Raw genomic sequence first — 15,324 nt, forward strand, 5'->3', positions numbered from 1 at the left:
CAGGGGAACACCGGGTCAGTGCATCAGCAACCAGTGGCAGGGAGAACATCAATGCCGCAATTCAATTCGAACGGGCTAAGCCGTCGTTCGCTTCTGAAATCCATGGGCGCCGCCGCCGGCCTTGCCGGCGCGGGTAGCCTGATTTCATTCACGCCATCACGGGCAGCGGATACCTTCAAGGTCACCATGCAGCTCGGCTGGCTCGCCTCCAACGGCAATCTCGGTGAGATCTGCGCCAACAAGCTCGGCTATTTCGCCGAGGAGGGTCTCGAATTCGAGATCATTCCGGGCGGCCCGAACATCGATGGCGTCGCCTCCGTCGCCTCCGGCCGCGCCAATCTCGGCCAGGTGTCGTCCAGCCCGTCGCTGATGCTGGCGCGCGCGGCCGGCATTCCGGTGAAATGCATCGCCGCCGGCTATCAGCAGCATCCCTACACCTATTTCTCGCTGAAGGAGAAACCGATCACCAAGCCGGAGGACATGATCGGCAAGAAGATCGGCACCCAGGCCACCGGACGCATTCTGTTCAGGGCGCTGCTCGCCAAGAACAACATTCCGGAAGATCAGGTCGAACTGGTGATCATCGGTTCCGACATGAACCCGCTGATGACCGGCCAGGTCGATGCGATCACCGGCTGGAAGACCAATGTGAAGGCGCTCGAGATACTGGGCGACCAGCGCGTCGACATGACGCTCTGGGACGCCGGCATCAAGCTTTACGCCAACCCTTTCTACGTGACCGACAGCACGCTTGCCGACCACGGCGACAAAGTGGATGCGATGATCCGCGCGATCTCCCGCGGCTGGGGCTTTGCCCGCGAAAACCCGGAAACAGCAGTCGACTATCTGGTCGAGGCCTATCCGAATTTCGACAAGGCCGCGGAGATGCAGGCCGTGCCGCTGGTGCTCGATTACTCCTTCAACGAGACCACGAAGGAACACGGCTGGGGCACGATGACCACCGAAAACTGGCAGGACCAGATCGACATCTACAAGGCGCTCGACCAGTTCGAGGGCGGCGCGCCGACCGTTGACGAGGTCATGACGCTCTCCGTTCTGGAAGCCACCGCCGATACGCGGCCCAAGCTGGGGTAGATGCCATGAACGCGCCAAACACGGCGACAGCATATCGGGAGGCAGGCGCTGAGGCGCTTGCTGCCCGGCTGCGCAATGCATGGGTGAAATTCGGTGATTTCACCGCGATTCAGGACCTCAGCCTCGATATCGCAGAGGGCGAGTTCTGGTCGATCCTCGGCCCTTCGGGATGCGGCAAGTCCACGCTGCTGCGTCTCGTCTCCGATCTCATTCCGCCGGCCTCCGGCGAGGTGAGCGTGTTCGGCAAGTCAACGGAGGAAGCAAGGCTTGCCCGCGAATTCGCCTTCGTGTTTCAGGATGCCAGCCTGTTGCCGTGGCGCAGCGCTCTCAAGAATGTCGAACTGCCGCTCGAGGTCGGGCGCAGCCGTGGCATCAAACTGCCTGTCAGCGACAAGACCCCGCGTGAACTGCTGGAGCTCGTCGGGCTGAAAGGCCGCGAGGACGCGCTGCCGCACGAGCTTTCCGGCGGCATGCGCCAACGCGTGGCGATTGCCCGGGCGCTGGTCTGTCACCCCAAGCTGCTGCTGATGGATGAGCCCTTCGGCGCGCTTGACGAGATGACCCGCGACCACCTCAACCTGCAACTGCTGAAGATCTGGGAAGAAACGGGGGCGACGATCCTGTTCGTCACCCACTCGATCCCGGAAGCCGTCTTCCTCGGCCAGAAGGTGCTGATGCTGCAGGCCCATCCGGGCCGGCTGCGGAAAATCGTCGAGATCGATATTCCCGGCCCCCGGTCGATTGCCCAGCGCGAAACGCCGGAGTTCATCCGCCATGCGGCGGAACTGCGCCAGATTCTGGAGACATGCTGATGGCGATCTCTCAGATATCCGCCGATATGGAAGCGCGGGACAATGTCGCCGCAATCCGCGCGGCCCGGCTGTCGCGGCTGATTTCGGTGGCGATACCCGTCGGCACCGCGATCTTCCTGCTTTTGATATGGCAGGCCGGCGTCCGCCTTTTCGGCGTGCCGTCCTACATCGCGCCGGCGCCGAGCGACGTGGCACTCGTCTTCGTCAAGGATTTCGCAACGCTGATGGCCAATTTCTGGCCGACATTGCTGGAAGCGGTCCTCGGCTTCCTGTTCGGCAATCTGGTCGCGGTGCTGATCGCGATCGCCTTCGTGCACAGCCGGATGGTCGAACGGGCGTTCTTCCCGCTGGCCGTCTTTATCAATACGGTTCCGATCCTGGCGATCGCACCGATCCTGGTGCTGATCTTCGGTTCCGGGCTGACGGCCAAGGTGATGATCGCGGCGCTGATCTGCTTCTTTCCGACGCTGGTCAACATGGTGCGCGGCCTCAATTCGGCAAGTCCGCAGATCCTGGAGCTGACGCGGGTGCTGTCGGCATCCAAATCGGAAGTGTTCTGGAAGGTGCGGCTGCCGTCGTCGCTGCCGTTCCTGTTCTCGGCGCTGAAGATTGCGGCGACCACCTGCGTCATTGGCGCGATCGTCGGCGAATGGGTGGGAGCCAATATGGGGCTCGGAGCGCTGATCCTCGATGCCACCTTCAATTTCCGCTCCGCGCTGCTCTACGCAACGGTGTTCCTGTCGTCCGGGCTGTCGGTGCTGCTGTTTGCCTGCGTGACGCTCGCCGAACGCCTGATCGTGCGCTGGTAGGAAAACCTCAACCGGAATTTCAAGACGGGCGATCTGCCCGGGGAAGAGCTGTGCCAAGATGAAAGAGACATACGGACATATCACCCTGAAACGGGACGAGCAGATACCGCTGGTCGCCGATTGCGATGTCGTGGTCATCGGCGGCGGTCCGGCGGGCGTGAGCGCCGCGGTGTCGGCCGCGCGCAACGGCTGCTCGGTCACGCTCATGGAGCGCTATCACCATCTCGGCGGTATGGCGTCCGGCGGCATGGTTCTGGTGCTGGATGACATGGTCAATGACGGCAACGAGATCGTCACCACCGGCATTGTCTCCGAATTCGTCGACAGGATGGCGGCGGAGGACGGCGCGGTCTATCCCCCGCCGGAAGACTGCCTGACGAACTGGGAGATGTGGCGCAAATGGTCGCGCTGGGGTGCGATCGACTTTCACAAGACCGGCATGCCGCAACCGATCATCCACGCCGTCGCCTTCGATCCCGACTGCTGGAAGCGCACCAGCCTCAACCTGGTCCGGGAAGCCGGCGTCAATCTCAGGCTTCATTCCTGGTTCTCCGAAGCGCTGGTGGAGGACGGCTGCGTCACCGGCATCATCTGCCAGACCAAGGTCGGCCGTCAGGCGATCCGCGCGAAGATGGTGATCGATGCCAGCGGCGATCTTGATGTCGCCGCCTCGGCGGGCGCGTCGTTCCTCACCGGCCAGTATATCGTCACCACCGTGTTCCGGCTTTGCGATGTCGATACCGAAAAGGCGGAGGCCTTTGAATTCGAACATCCGGAGGAATACAAGGCGCTCGACCGGCAGGTGCGCCGGGTCATCGGCGGGGCATGGGGCATGTGGTGGCTGAAGACGCCGCTGCCGGGCATCGTCTGGTGCAACTGCCCGCATATGCCGGGCTATGACGGCCTCTCGCCGGAGGACATGCTGGCCGCCGAGATCGAGGGCCGCGAGCGGATGATGAAGCTGCTGCACTTCGTGCGCGCCAACCTGCCGGGGTTCGAGGACGCCAAGATGCTGGGTGCCGCCGAACAGCTCGGCATCCGTCAAACCCGGTTGTTGCAGGGCGAATATGTCGTCACCCGCGACGATGTGAAGAGCCGCCGCCACTTTACCGACAGCGTCTGCCGGGGCCGGGATTACTACACGCCCTACCGCGCCCTGCTGCCGAAGGGGATCGACAACCTGATCGTCGCCGGTCGCCACTATTCGGTGGAAAGCGAGGCGCAGAAACTGTCGCGCGAGATCCCGCCCTGTATGGCGCAGGGCGAGGCGGCAGGCGTGGCCGTCGCCGTGGCGCTCGAACAGAACGTGGCGCTGCGCGATGCCGATGTCGCCACCATCCAGAAGCGCATGCGCGCGCAGGGCGCCGATCCCGGCGATATCCCCTCGGCGAACGCCCGCGTCGAAAACACCGCAGCAGCAGAATGAAAGACAATGCCATGAATACCGATAGCCTTCCTCTCTCCGGCATCCGCGTGATCGATTTCACGCAGGTGATGCTCGGTCCCTGCGCGACGCAGATGCTGGCTGATTTCGGGGCGGACGTGATCAAGATCGAGCGTCCGGGGGCCGGCGACCTGTCGCGCCATTTCTTCGACGACCACACCGAGGCCGGCCGCAACAATGCGGTCTACTGCTCGCTGAACCGCAACAAGCGCTCCGTCGAGATCAACACCAAGACGGCAGAGGGCAAGGCGATGGTCTATGATCTCGTGCGCCAGGCCGATGTCGTGGTCGACAATTTCCGCGCCGGCGTGATGGAGCGTCTCGGTTTCGGCTACGAGGCCCTGAAGGCGATCAACCCGAAGATCATCTGCGCGTCGGGCACGGGTTTCGGTTCGACCGGTCCCTATGCGCACAAGGGCGGACAGGATGTGCTGGCGCAGGCGATGACCGGGGTGATGGAAAAGACCTCCGACCCCTCTATCCCGCGCTCGATCTACCCGACCACGCTTTGCGACTATACCGCCGGCATGCATCTGGTGCAGGGCGTGCTCGCGGCCCTTCTCTCCCGCGAGAAGACCGGCCACGGCCAGCGCGTCGAGGTTTCGCTCTACGATTCCATGATCGCCATGCAGATGCAGGAGGCGGCCCAGTGGAGCAAGCATCATGCCGTTTTGAACTGGGCCGCGATGCCGTTGACGGGGGTATTCGACAGCACCGATGGCGCCCTGGTGATCGTCGGGGCGTTCAAGGCCAACCCGTTGCGCGATATCTGCGCCGCGCTCGGTATCGAGGACCTGTCGCCGACCTATCCGGATCTTGCCAGCCAACGCGCCAACAAGCCCTATCTGCAGACACGCTTCGCCGAAGTGATTGCCACCAATACCACCGCGCACTGGATCGAACGGCTCGAGAATGAGGATTTGCTCTGCGCCCCGGTACGCGCGCTCGGCGAGGCGCTGGACGATCCGCAGACGGCCATCAACGGCATGCTGCTCGATTTCGAACATGATCTCCTCGGGCCGCTGCAGGTCGTCGCCTCTCCGGTGCATTTGAGCGACGCGCCCGTGGTGCTGCGTCACAAGCCGCCCAAACTCGGCGAGCACACTGCCGAGGTAATCGCCGAGTTCGGCCTTGACGCGAAGGTAAGGGCAGCCGGATGAGCGTTCTGTTTTCCATCGAAAGCCATGTCGCGCGGGTCACCATCAACCGGCCCGATAGGATGAACGCCGTCGATCAGCGAACCGAGGCCCGGCTGGAGGAAATCTGGACCGCCATCGAAGGCGACCCGGATATCCGCTGCGTGGTGCTGACCGGGGCCGGCGAGCGCGCCTTTTCCGCGGGCGCGGACCTCAAATCCGGCTCCGGCGCTTCGGGCCTCGAATACTGGGCGCGGATGAACCCGAACGGCTTCGGCGGCATTGCGCTGCGCCAGAGCCTCACCGTGCCGGTGATCGCCCGCGTCAACGGGTTAGCACTCGGCGGCGGGCTGGAAATGGTGCTCGGCGCCGATATCGTGATCGCGAGCGACACCGCCCGCTTCGGCCTGCCCGAGGCGAAGGTCGGCCGCCTTCCGCTCGATGGCGGCATGGTCGCCCTGCAACGGCTGATTCCGCGTAACATCGCAGCCGGCCTGATGATGACCGGGCGGATGATGAGCGCCGCCGAAGCGCAGGCCGCAGGCCTCGTCAACGCGGTCGTGCCGCCGGAAAACCTTGATGCCGAGGTCGATGCCTGGGTCGCCGATATACTGAAATCGGCACCCCTGTCGGTAAAGGCGATCAAGGCGACCCTGCGCAGGACCGCACATCTTTCGCCCATGGAAGCCCGCGCGGTGCAGACGCCGGAACTGATCGCGGCGCTGGTTTCCGAGGATTCAGAGGAAGGGGTCGCAGCCTTCCGGGAAAAGCGCGCGCCGGTCTGGCGCGGCAGGTAGAGTTTCATGGCGCTGGTGATCAAGAGCGAATGCATCGATATCAAGGACGGCGTCTGCGCCACCGTCTGTCCGGTTGACTGCATCTATGAGGGCGAGCGGATATTCTACATCCACCCGACCGAATGCATCGAATGCGGCATGTGCGAGAGCATCTGCCCGGTTGACGCCATCCGTTACGACGACGATCCGGGCGCGGAAATCGCACGCTTCAACGCCATCAGCCGTGCCGTGTTCGACGATGGCGAAGGCGGGCTCAGGGAACCGGGCGGCAGGTCCAGGTCATCGCCGCCGGTAAACGACCACCCGCTGGTCCGGAACTGGCCAACGAAATCAGAAAAGGAAAATCAGTCATGAAGGGCATTATCGCGGCGGTGCCGACGCCGGTCGACGGGGACGGCAGGGCCTTGCAGGAACCGTTTCTGGAACATTGCCGCTGGGCGCTCGCGAATGGCTGCGACGGGCTCAACGTGCTCGGCACGACGGGCGAGGCCAATTCGCTCGGCATTGCGGAGCGCAAGGCGGTCATGGGCTGGGCCGCGCAAAACCTTGATCCCGCCCGCCTGATGGTCGGCACCGGCCTGACCTCGCTTGCCGATACGCTGGAACTGACCCGGGCCGCGGCGGATATGGGCTATCGCATCGCTCTGGTTCTGCCGCCGTTCTACTACAAGCCGGTCAGCGATGACGGCCTCTATGCCTGGTACAGGGCGCTCGACGAAGCCCTCGGTGAAAGCCCGATCGCGATCTGGTTCTACAATTTTCCGCAGATGACCGGCGTACCGATCCCCGTCGATGTCGTCGCGCGGCTTGCCGCGGCTCGCCCGGCACGCTTCGCCGGCATCAAGGATTCGTCCGGCGATCTCGCCTATTGCCGGAGCCTTGTTGCCGCTGTGCCGGGGCTTTCCGTGTTTCCGAGCTCCGAAACCGCGCTTGCCGAAATGCAGGCATCCGGCTTCGCCGGCTGCATTTCGGCCACCGTCAACATTTCCGCGCCGCTCTGCGCCGCCTATCTTGCCGCCCCCGACGAGGCGCTTGCCGCGCGGATCGCAGAGACCCGCAGGAAGATCGCGGCCCACCCTCTGGTGCCGGCCGTCAAGTATCTCGTCGGAAAACGCAGCGGCGATCCTGTCTGGGAGAATGTCCTGCCACCCTTCACCCAAGCGGACACGCCGTCGCGCGCGGCGCTTGATGCCATTTGATGTCAACAACGATGAGAGAGATTCGCCATGGCTGATGAAGCGACCTGGTCCAAACGGTTCCGCGCACTGTGCGACGAGACGGCCTCGTGGTCCGAGGATCGCGATTTCAAGGTTGGCGCGGTGATCGTCGGACCCGGGCACGAGGTGCGCGCCACCGGCTATAACGGCCTGCCGCGCGGCGTCTCCGACGAGGACCCCGCCCGCTTCGACCGCGCCAGCGGCGAGAAATTCTTCTGGATCGAGCATGCCGAGCGAAATGCCGTCTATAACGCCGCCCGCTCCGGCGCGGCTCTTGTGGGCTGCACGATCTATGTCAACCGCTTCCCCTGCGCCGACTGCGCCCGCGCCATCATCCAGAGCGGGATCACATGCGTCGATTGCCCGCCCAAGCCGGAAAACGATGGCAAGCTGGATCACAGCTTCGATGTGTCCGAGACCATGCTGCGCGAAGCCGGGATCGCGATCAAGACCGGATGAGGCAGCTAGCCCCCTGTCGCGGCAAGGCTCGTCTGCTGTGCCCGCCGGCGGGTTAGCGCAACACGGCGTCGGCGGATTTCGGCCAATGCGCTTCCGCCGCGTCAAGATTGCGGTCGAGCGAGGATAGTTTCGCCGTGCCGATCAGCACGGAAGCCGCCTGCGGATGGGTGAGCGCGAAGCGCAACGCGGCCTCGGCAAGCGAGACGCCGGCGGCTTCGGCGCGGTCCTGGAGTGCTTCGACCCTGGCGAGGATATCGTCCGGCGCGGGACCGTAGTCGTAATGCGAGCCGGGGACCGGTCCGGTCGCCAGAATGCCGGAATTGAAGATGCCGCCCAGCACGAGGCTGACCTGCTTTTCGCGGCATAACGGCACGAGTTCCGCCTCCGCCGAACGGTCGAGCAGCGTCAGCCGGCCGGCGAGCAGGATCACGTCGATCTCGGTCTCGGCCATGATATCGAGGCAGACGCGGTTTTCATTGACGCCGAGGCCGAAAGCACCGATGCGGCCGGCCGCCTTGAGCGTCTGCAGCCGGTCGATACCCGAGCCTATCAGATCCGCCATGTGCCGGTCATTGTCATCACCATGGGTGTAAACGCCGATGTCGTGGACATAGACGATATCGATGCGCGCGGTGCCAAGCCGTTCGCAGCTCTGCTCGAAGGCGGCCTCGATGCCGTCGCCGGAATAATCGTAGCGCACGGCATTGGGCAGCGGCTCGAAAAATCCATCCGCCTCGGCAAGCGCAGGACCGGGCGAGAGGAGCCGCCCGACCTTGGTGGACAATACGTAGTCGGCCCGCTCGCGCGTCCTGAGGAACCGGCCAAGCCGCTGTTCGGAAAGGCCGCGCCCATAATGCGGCGCGGTGTCGAAATAGCGGATGCCGCGTTCCCAGGCCCGGGCGAGAATGGCCTGAGCGGTCTCATCATCAACCTTGCGGAACAGATTGCCGAGGCCCGCGCAGCCGAAGGAAATGTCGGTGACCTCCACCGTCGTGCGGCCGATCCGGTTGGTTTTCATGTGCGTGCCTCCTCTTCGACAATCCGCTTCAACCGCGGCTGATCGCCGGTGACGCCGAGCGCCCTGCCCCAGTCGATGAAAGCGCCAATGCGACGTTGGGTCTTCTCGCCATGGTTCTGCGCGATATCCGAAAGCCGGTGCACCAGAAACGGATTGGCGAAACGTTCAAGCGTGGTAGCGACATAGTCTTTGGCCTCATCGCCATAGCCGGCGGCAAGGAAGGTCGGCAGCACTTCCTTTTCGTAAAGGTCTGCCAGATCGGCACTTATGGCCGCATCGGCGATTTCGTCGCGCACCAGCCGGTCCCGCTCGCCGCCGCGCGCCAGCCAGCGGGCGACCAGATAGGTATGGCCGAGATTGAGAATATGGAGCTTGAGTTTCTCGATCCGCCCGAGATCGGGCACCACTTGGATAGCGGGGTGCGTGCAGGGCAAGGTCAGGTTCGGGGCATCCTCGATAGCCCAGAGCGCATAGGGCTCGGCCACCGCGCCCGCCGGCTCCAGCGGCTCGGACACGATGCGATCGACCAGCGAATTGGCGAAAACCACGCTTTCGCCCACCCAGGCCGCAAAATCGGCCGATAGCGGCGCGGAAAGTTCCAGAACCCGCGCGCGCAACGTCTCGCCATTGCGGGCGATCAGTTCCGCGGGCATGACCGTCAGTTTCTGTCCGCCGGCCTGAAAGCGCGCGAACAAAAGCTGCATCAATTTCGCGGGATAGGACATGGCCTGCGAAAAATAGGGCAAGGCATCTTCGGCTTGCGGCTTCCAGCCCGCATCGCCGGTATTGGAAAGAATGACCTGCGTCTCCTCCGCGGCAATGCGGACGATCTCCGGCCAGTCCGTTTCCGTGGTCAAGGCACGGGCAATCGCGGTGACCCGCACCTCCCGCTCGACCGGCACGCCATTCTCGATGCCCTTGACCAGCACCGGGTAGCCCCCGGGCGCGGCGAGCGCCTCAAGCCGTTTGCGCCGCGCCGGGTCGCCGCTTGATTGCACCACCGTCACCGGTCCCAGCGCCCGCCCCTCGGCCATCGCCTCGGAGATGAACAGATCGGCATGGGCTTGCAGAAACCGGCTGGTGCCGAATTGCAGGACAATTGACATGTGCTCCCCCAGATCATTATTGCTCTTGATTTACGGCCTGTAGACCGGCGCCGCGCTACATCACCGCGCCGATCTGCCAGGGGATGAACTCCACCCGACCAAACCCCTGCGCCTCGCTCTTGGTCGGGCGGCCAGAGGCGACGTCGAGCATCATGCGGTAGATTTCCGCGCCCTTGTCGGCCAGCGGCACGCCGTCGATCACATCGCCGCAATTGATATCCATATCCTCACCCATGCGCGCCCAAAGATCGTTGTTGGTGGCGATCTTGATGCAGGGCACCGGGCGATAGCCCGAAACCGAGCCGCGGCCGGTGGTGAAGACGATCAGATTGGCGCCCGAGGCCACCTGCCCCGTTACCGAACAGGGATCATAACCCGGGCTGTCCATGAACACGAAGCCCCGCCGGTCGACGGGTTCGGCATATTTGTAGACCGCTTCCAGCGGGGCCGATCCGCCCTTGGCGACAGCGCCGAGCGATTTTTCCAGGATCGTGGTCAGCCCGCCACGCTTGTTGCCCGGCGACGGGTTATTGTCCATCTCGCCGCCATTGCGGGCGCAGTAATCCTCCCACCAGGCGATGCGCTCCATCAGCGCGGCCGCGACCTCGGGCTTAGCCCTTCGGGTCAGCAGATGTTCCGCGCCATAGATTTCCGAGGTTTCCGACAGGATCGAGGTGCCGCCCTGCGCCACCACCATGTCCGAGGCGATGCCGAGCGCGGGATTGGCGGTGATGCCCGAAAGCCCGTCCGAACCGCCGCACTGCATGCCGATGACCAGGTGTTCGGCCGAAACCGGCTCGCGGCTCGTCCTGTTTGCCGTTTCGGCCAGTTGACGCAGCACCGGCAGCGCGGCCTCGACCGTCTTGCGCGTGCCGCCGGCATTCTGGATCGTCAGAAACTGGAAGCGGCTCGGGTCCCGCAGCTCCTTTTTCGCGGCGAGCACGGGAAGCTGCATCACCTCGCAACCGAGCCCGACCAGCAGGATCGCGCCGAAATTCGGATGCTGGGCGTAACCGGCCAGCGTGCGCATCAGCGTCTCGTAGCCCTCGCCCTGCCCGGCCATGCCGCAGCCCGAACCGTGGGCGATCGGCACCACACCATCGACATTTTCGAGGTCGGCCAGAAGGCCCAAGCGCTCGGCCTCCTCGGCAATGAAATGGGCCACCGAGCCCGAACAGTTCACGGTCGTCAGAATGCCGATGAAGTTGCGGGTTCCGACCCGGCCATCCGGGCGTTTGTAGCCCAAGAAGGTGTCACGAACGGACGCCGGCGCAATCGGCTGAATTTCCGAGGTGCCCGCGTCGCCGCCGCGCTCCGTGCCAACACCGAGATTTTGCGTATGCACATGGGCGCCGGCGACGATATCGACCGTCGCAACGCCGATGATCTGGCCGTATTTGCGCACGAACGCGCCTTCCGGGATGGCCACGAGCGCCATTTTGTGGCCACGCGGAATGGCTTCGCTTGCACCCGCCTCGCCCGGCTTCAGATCGACGAGCGCGATGCAGACATTGTCGTCGGGATGAAGCCGGAGAATCTGGGCGCCGCTCATGGCCGCACCACGGCCTTGATCAGCCCGCTGCGGTCGGAGGCGAGCGCGGCGAAGCGCTCCGGCAGGTCGGCCAGCGGCAGTTCGGCCGACAGCAGCGCATCGGTGTCTATCTTTCCGCTGCGGATCGCCTCCATGACCCGCATGAAGTCGGCTTTCAGCGCGTTGCGGCTGCCGATAATGCGGGTCTCGCGCTTGTGGAACTCGGCATCGTTGAAGGTGATGTCGTCTTTAACCACGGATACGAGCACATAGGTCGAGCCATGCGCCAGCAACGGGAAGCCGGCCTCGATCGCGCGAGCCGAGCCGGTGGCGTCGAAGACGATGTCGAAGCCCGAGGCCAGGTCGCCGGTCAGGATACCGGCCGGGTCGCTGTCATTGTGCAGATGTTCGAAGCCGAATTTATCAGCCGCCATGGCCAGACGCTCCTTGCTCAGGTCGAGCAGATGCACGTCCGCGCCCGCGAGCCGGGAGAAAAGGGCCGCGCCGATGCCGATCGGCCCCGCGCCGGTGACGAGCACCCGGTCGCCTTCCTCAATGCCGGAGCGCGCCACGGCATGGGCGCCGATGGACAGGAATTCCACCATCGCCGCCTGTATCTCCGTCAGCCCCTCGGCGGGATAGAGATTGCCCTCCGGCACGGCAATCCGCGCGCTCATGCCGCCATCGCGATGAACGCCGAGCACCTCGATCTTTTCGCAGCAATTGGGCTTGCCGCGTTTGCAGGCGTGGCAGGTCCCGCAGGAGACATAAGGATTGACGACGACCAGATCGCCGGCCGCGAGCCCGGCGGCATCGGCAACCAGCCTGCCGCTCAGTTCATGACCGATAACGCGCGGGTAATTCAGATAGGGATGCTTGCCCTCGAAGATATGATAGTCCGTACCGCAGATGCCGACCGCGCAGATATCCACCAGCGCCCAGCCCGCGGGCGCTTCCGCCGGCAACGGCATTTCGCGCAGCTCGAAAAGGCCGGGTTCGACGCAGACGCCGCAGGTCATGGTGTCGGCATGCATTTTCTCGGGGCGGTTCATTGCAATTGTCCTTGGTTCCGGGGTGCCCAGTCCATGGGGAGTTCGCCCTTGATGATCAGGCTCAGAATATCGTCCTTGGTAACCTCCTCGATGCCGTGCGCGCCGACCTGCTCGCCCCGGTTCATCACGATGACGCGGTCGCACAGATCGAAGACGTCATGCATGTCGTGGCTGACGAGGAAGATGCCGATGCCCTCGTCGCGCAATTGCCGGATAAGATCGGCAACCATGGCGGATTCGGAAGGGCCAAGGGCGGCGGTGGGCTCATCCATGATCAATATCTTCGCATTGAAATAGAGCGCGCGGCCGATGGCGATCACCTGTCGCTGTCCGCCCGAAAGGCGCGAGACCGGATCCCCGAGATTGCGGAAATTCGGGTTGAGCCGGGCCAGCACCTTCTTGGCTTCCGCCATCATCCGCCTGTCATCGAGATTGCCCCAGCGGGTTTTCAGTTCGCGCCCGAGGAACAGATTGGCCGGCGCATCGAGATGGTCCGCGAGCGCCAGCGTCTGGTAGATGGTTTCGATGCCGTGACGACGCGCATCGTGCGGCGTCTCCAGCCTGACCTCCGTTCCACCGACGCGGATCGTCCCGCTGCTTGGAACCATGGCGCCGGAAAGGATGCGCATCAGACAGGATTTGCCCGCCCCGTTATGGCCGAGAACGCCAACCACCTCGCCGGGATAAAGATTGAGCGACACGCCGTTGACGGCGTTCACACCACCGAAGTGCTTTTCGATGTCAATCATCTCAACAAGCGGGGTCATGGGACTTGTCCTGCGTCATCTTGCATGGGTAGATCGCGCGGGATGCCTGTGCGCCCCGCGCGAATTAGCCAGTCTTAGTAAAGCACGTTCTGGGCTTCGTCGGAGTCGATATTGTCCTTGGTGACGAGCACGACGCCGGTATCGATCTGGGGCTCGACGGACTTGCCGTCCATCAGCTCCATGATCGCCTGGACGCCCTTTTCACCCATCTGGAACGATCCCTGCACCAGAATGGCGTTGAGCGTGCCATCCTTGACGAAGTCCTGGAGGTCCTTGTTGCCGTCAAAGCCGATGGCGGCGACCTGTCCGGCCTTGCCGGCCTGCTTGATGGCGCGGCCCATACCGACGGCGGTCGGCTCATTGGCCCCGAAAATGCCCTTCAGGTCCGGATTGGCGGCCAGAACGTCGGTGGTCTGGTTCAGCGCGGTCGCCATCTGCGACTGCGAGTAATAGGGACCGACGATCTCGATCTTGGAATCCGCCTTGATCTTGTCAACGAAGCAGCCGACGCGACCGATTTCCGAGCCGACGCCCGCCACATAGGACATGACGGCGACCTTGCCTTCACCGCCCGTCAACTCGATCATCCGGTCGGCGGCAAGCTTGCCGGCGGCGCAGTTATCGGTGGACAGGAAGGTCTGGTAGGTGCCCTTGCCGGCATCCGAAAGCGACGAGTCGATGATCGCGACCGGGATGCCGGCTTCATTGGCGCGCTTGACGGCGGGCACCAGCGCATCCGGGTCGGACGGGGCCAGCACGATACCGGCAACGCCCTTGTTGACGGCGTTGTCGACCATGTTCACTTCCGCCGCGATATCGGACTCCGAAGCCGGACCGTCGAAGGTCATGGTGATATCCGACTGGCCGTCAACGGCCGCCGTCGCGCCCTTGTTGACGTTCTGCCAGAAGTTGGAATTGGTCGTTTTGACAATGACCGCGATTTCCGCCGCGCTCGCCGTGGCAAACGGCACGGCGGCAATGGCACTGGCTGCAAGCACTGCTTTCAAAATCGTCTTCATGGTTTCTCCTCCCTTTAAAGACATGGATTTACTGGTTTATCGGCGATTGCTGCGCAACTGGTCGATGAAGACGGCTAGGATGACGACAAAACCGATGATGATCTGCTGGATGAAGGCCGATACGCCGGACATGTTGAGCCCGTTGCGCAGCACGCCGATGATGAAGGCGCCGATCATGGTGCCGGAAATGCCGCCGACGCCGCCCATCAGCGAGGCGCCGCCGATCACCGCAGCGGCGATAGCGTCGAGCTCGTACATCACGCCCTCATTGGGCTGGGCGGTCACGAGACGCGACATCAGGACGTTTCCGGCAACGCCGGCAAGCGCGCCGGACAGGACATAGGCGGCGATCTTGGTCGCGTCGACATTGACGCCCGACAACCGTGCCGCCTCCTCGTTGGAGCCGGTGGCATAGATATGGCGGCCAAGCGCGCGCCGGCGCAAGAGATAGGCCCCGCAGATGGCAACGATCAGCAGCAGGATGGCCGGATAGGGAATGCCCGGGAACACCACCCTGGACAGGCCATTCGGGAGCTTTTCGACGTGACGGAACAATGCGCCATTGCCAAGAACGCCGAACGCCTCGCCAAGCTGGGAAATCGGTGCGGCCCCCGTCAGTTGCAGGGCCGTGCCGCGGGCGATCATCATCATGCCGAGCGTGGCGACGAAAGGCGTGATGCGCATCTTGGTGATGACGACGCCATTGATGAACCCGCAGAATGCGCCCACCAGCACCGCCGCCGACATGGCGACCGGCACCGGCAGGCCGGCCTTCACCATAAGCCCCGCGGCCGTGCCCGAAAGCGCCAGAACGGAGCCGACCGAAAGATCGATGCCGCCGGTGATGATGACCATCGTCATGCCGATGCCGATCAGCCCGATCACCGAGGTCTGCAACAGCACCGTCAGGCCGTTATTGACCGACAGGAAGGCCGCATTGCCGAAAGCGAAAATCGCGATCAGCATCGCCAGCGTCATCAGGGCGGATAGCTGGTGAAACGTGCCCGCGCTGATCCTGCCGATTCTTCCCAGGGGATGCGGCTCCTCCGCTGCCACCGACAT

General features: G+C 63.9%; 16 protein-coding genes. 9 read left to right on the forward strand and 7 right to left on the reverse strand.

Translation table 11 applies throughout. The features are described from left to right. Positions 1 to 51: 51 nt before the first annotated feature. The 9 genes from Mame_RS20980 to Mame_RS21020 are packed head-to-tail and all read left to right on the forward strand — an operon-like array spanning position 52 to position 7,769. A complete protein-coding gene (locus tag Mame_RS20980) occupies positions 52 to 1,095 on the forward strand; it encodes an ABC transporter substrate-binding protein (RefSeq protein ID WP_018064456.1) in 1,044 nt (347 codons plus the stop codon). A gap of 5 nt (positions 1,096 to 1,100) precedes the next feature. Then, on the forward strand, positions 1,101 to 1,907 hold the full coding sequence (locus Mame_RS20985; RefSeq protein WP_018064455.1) for an ABC transporter ATP-binding protein: 807 nt from the start codon (positions 1,101 to 1,103) through the stop codon (positions 1,905 to 1,907). Continuing rightward, entirely contained in the window at positions 1,901 to 2,716 is an 816-nt protein-coding gene (locus Mame_RS20990; RefSeq protein ID WP_018064454.1) for an ABC transporter permease, read from the forward strand. Before Mame_RS20985 ends, Mame_RS20990 begins: the two co-directional genes overlap by 7 nt. A 58-nt stretch (positions 2,717 to 2,774) precedes the next feature. Next, on the forward strand, positions 2,775 to 4,142 hold the full coding sequence (locus Mame_RS20995) for an FAD-dependent oxidoreductase (RefSeq protein ID WP_018064453.1): 1,368 nt from the start codon (positions 2,775 to 2,777) through the stop codon (positions 4,140 to 4,142). 11 nt (positions 4,143 to 4,153) lie between these two features. Further along, the gene (locus Mame_RS21000) at positions 4,154 to 5,320 is read left to right on the forward strand and encodes a CaiB/BaiF CoA transferase family protein (RefSeq protein WP_033409984.1); all 1,167 of its coding nucleotides are present in this window, start codon (positions 4,154 to 4,156) and stop codon (positions 5,318 to 5,320) included. Next, on the forward strand, positions 5,317 to 6,093 hold the full coding sequence (locus tag Mame_RS21005) for an enoyl-CoA hydratase-related protein (RefSeq protein ID WP_018064451.1): 777 nt from the start codon (positions 5,317 to 5,319) through the stop codon (positions 6,091 to 6,093). Before Mame_RS21000 ends, Mame_RS21005 begins: the two co-directional genes overlap by 4 nt. A gap of 6 nt (positions 6,094 to 6,099) precedes the next feature. Then, positions 6,100 to 6,447 carry a 4Fe-4S dicluster domain-containing protein gene (locus Mame_RS21010; RefSeq protein ID WP_018064450.1) on the forward strand — a complete coding sequence of 116 codons (348 nt, stop codon included), beginning with the start codon at positions 6,100 to 6,102 and terminating at the stop codon, positions 6,445 to 6,447. Further along, positions 6,444 to 7,292, forward strand: coding sequence for a dihydrodipicolinate synthase family protein (locus tag Mame_RS21015; RefSeq protein ID WP_018064449.1), 849 nt, complete (start codon positions 6,444 to 6,446; stop codon positions 7,290 to 7,292). Before Mame_RS21010 ends, Mame_RS21015 begins: the two co-directional genes overlap by 4 nt. 27 nt (positions 7,293 to 7,319) lie before the next feature. Next, complete coding sequence (locus Mame_RS21020) at positions 7,320 to 7,769, forward strand: deoxycytidylate deaminase (protein WP_018064448.1); 450 nt, start codon at positions 7,320 to 7,322, stop codon at positions 7,767 to 7,769. A gap of 52 nt (positions 7,770 to 7,821) precedes the next feature. Here Mame_RS21020 and Mame_RS21025 read toward each other — a convergent pair whose 3' ends face one another. The 7 genes from Mame_RS21025 to Mame_RS21055 all read right to left on the reverse strand — a co-directional run bounded on the left by Mame_RS21025 (position 7,822) and on the right by Mame_RS21055 (position 15,324). Then, positions 7,822 to 8,787, reverse strand: coding sequence for an aldo/keto reductase (locus tag Mame_RS21025; RefSeq protein ID WP_018064447.1), 966 nt, complete (start codon positions 8,785 to 8,787; stop codon positions 7,822 to 7,824). Continuing rightward, complete coding sequence (locus Mame_RS21030; protein WP_018064446.1) at positions 8,784 to 9,893, reverse strand: mannitol dehydrogenase family protein; 1,110 nt, start codon at positions 9,891 to 9,893, stop codon at positions 8,784 to 8,786. Before Mame_RS21030 ends, Mame_RS21025 begins: the two co-directional genes overlap by 4 nt. A gap of 55 nt (positions 9,894 to 9,948) precedes the next feature. After that, on the reverse strand, positions 9,949 to 11,445 hold the full coding sequence (locus Mame_RS21035; RefSeq protein ID WP_018064445.1) for a UxaA family hydrolase: 1,497 nt from the start codon (positions 11,443 to 11,445) through the stop codon (positions 9,949 to 9,951). Further along, on the reverse strand, positions 11,442 to 12,476 hold the full coding sequence (locus Mame_RS21040) for a zinc-binding alcohol dehydrogenase family protein (protein ID WP_018064444.1): 1,035 nt from the start codon (positions 12,474 to 12,476) through the stop codon (positions 11,442 to 11,444). Before Mame_RS21040 ends, Mame_RS21035 begins: the two co-directional genes overlap by 4 nt. Continuing rightward, a complete protein-coding gene (locus Mame_RS21045) occupies positions 12,473 to 13,243 on the reverse strand; it encodes an ATP-binding cassette domain-containing protein (RefSeq protein ID WP_018064443.1) in 771 nt (256 codons plus the stop codon). Before Mame_RS21045 ends, Mame_RS21040 begins: the two co-directional genes overlap by 4 nt. Positions 13,244 to 13,317: 74 nt before the next feature. Further along, positions 13,318 to 14,262: an ABC transporter substrate-binding protein gene (locus tag Mame_RS21050; protein WP_018064442.1), complete on the reverse strand. Its 945-nt coding sequence runs from the start codon at positions 14,260 to 14,262 to the stop codon at positions 13,318 to 13,320. 36 nt (positions 14,263 to 14,298) lie between these two features. Further along, positions 14,299 to 15,324, reverse strand: a complete 1,026-nt coding sequence (locus Mame_RS21055; RefSeq protein WP_018064441.1) for an ABC transporter permease — start codon at positions 15,322 to 15,324, stop codon at positions 14,299 to 14,301.

The organism is Martelella mediterranea DSM 17316 (assembly GCF_002043005.1).
GTDB classification, from domain to species: domain Bacteria; phylum Pseudomonadota; class Alphaproteobacteria; order Rhizobiales; family Rhizobiaceae; genus Martelella; species Martelella mediterranea.

Bases quoted from the DNA above. Each gene is read 5' to 3' on its own strand.
- Mame_RS21035 (WP_018064445.1), bottom strand. From the start codon at position 11,445: ATGAGCGGCGCCCAGATTCTCCGGCTTCATCCCGACGACAATGTCTGC.
- Mame_RS21015 (WP_018064449.1), top strand. From the start codon at position 6,444: ATGAAGGGCATTATCGCGGCGGTGCCGACGCCGGTCGACGGGGACGGC.
- Mame_RS21030 (WP_018064446.1), bottom strand. From the start codon at position 9,893: ATGTCAATTGTCCTGCAATTCGGCACCAGCCGGTTTCTGCAAGCCCAT.
- Mame_RS21040 (WP_018064444.1), bottom strand. From the start codon at position 12,476: ATGAACCGCCCCGAGAAAATGCATGCCGACACCATGACCTGCGGCGTC.
- Mame_RS21025 (WP_018064447.1), bottom strand. From the start codon at position 8,787: ATGAAAACCAACCGGATCGGCCGCACGACGGTGGAGGTCACCGACATT.
- Mame_RS21055 (WP_018064441.1), bottom strand. From the start codon at position 15,324: ATGTCGGTGGCAGCGGAGGAGCCGCATCCCCTGGGAAGAATCGGCAGG.
- Mame_RS20985 (WP_018064455.1), top strand. From the start codon at position 1,101: ATGAACGCGCCAAACACGGCGACAGCATATCGGGAGGCAGGCGCTGAG.
- Mame_RS20980 (WP_018064456.1), top strand. From the start codon at position 52: ATGCCGCAATTCAATTCGAACGGGCTAAGCCGTCGTTCGCTTCTGAAA.
- Mame_RS21000 (WP_033409984.1), top strand. From the start codon at position 4,154: ATGAATACCGATAGCCTTCCTCTCTCCGGCATCCGCGTGATCGATTTC.
- Mame_RS21045 (WP_018064443.1), bottom strand. From the start codon at position 13,243: ATGACCCCGCTTGTTGAGATGATTGACATCGAAAAGCACTTCGGTGGT.
- Mame_RS21005 (WP_018064451.1), top strand. From the start codon at position 5,317: ATGAGCGTTCTGTTTTCCATCGAAAGCCATGTCGCGCGGGTCACCATC.
- Mame_RS21010 (WP_018064450.1), top strand. From the start codon at position 6,100: ATGGCGCTGGTGATCAAGAGCGAATGCATCGATATCAAGGACGGCGTC.
- Mame_RS21020 (WP_018064448.1), top strand. From the start codon at position 7,320: ATGGCTGATGAAGCGACCTGGTCCAAACGGTTCCGCGCACTGTGCGAC.
- Mame_RS21050 (WP_018064442.1), bottom strand. From the start codon at position 14,262: ATGAAGACGATTTTGAAAGCAGTGCTTGCAGCCAGTGCCATTGCCGCC.
- Mame_RS20995 (WP_018064453.1), top strand. From the start codon at position 2,775: ATGAAAGAGACATACGGACATATCACCCTGAAACGGGACGAGCAGATA.
- Mame_RS20990 (WP_018064454.1), top strand. From the start codon at position 1,901: ATGCTGATGGCGATCTCTCAGATATCCGCCGATATGGAAGCGCGGGAC.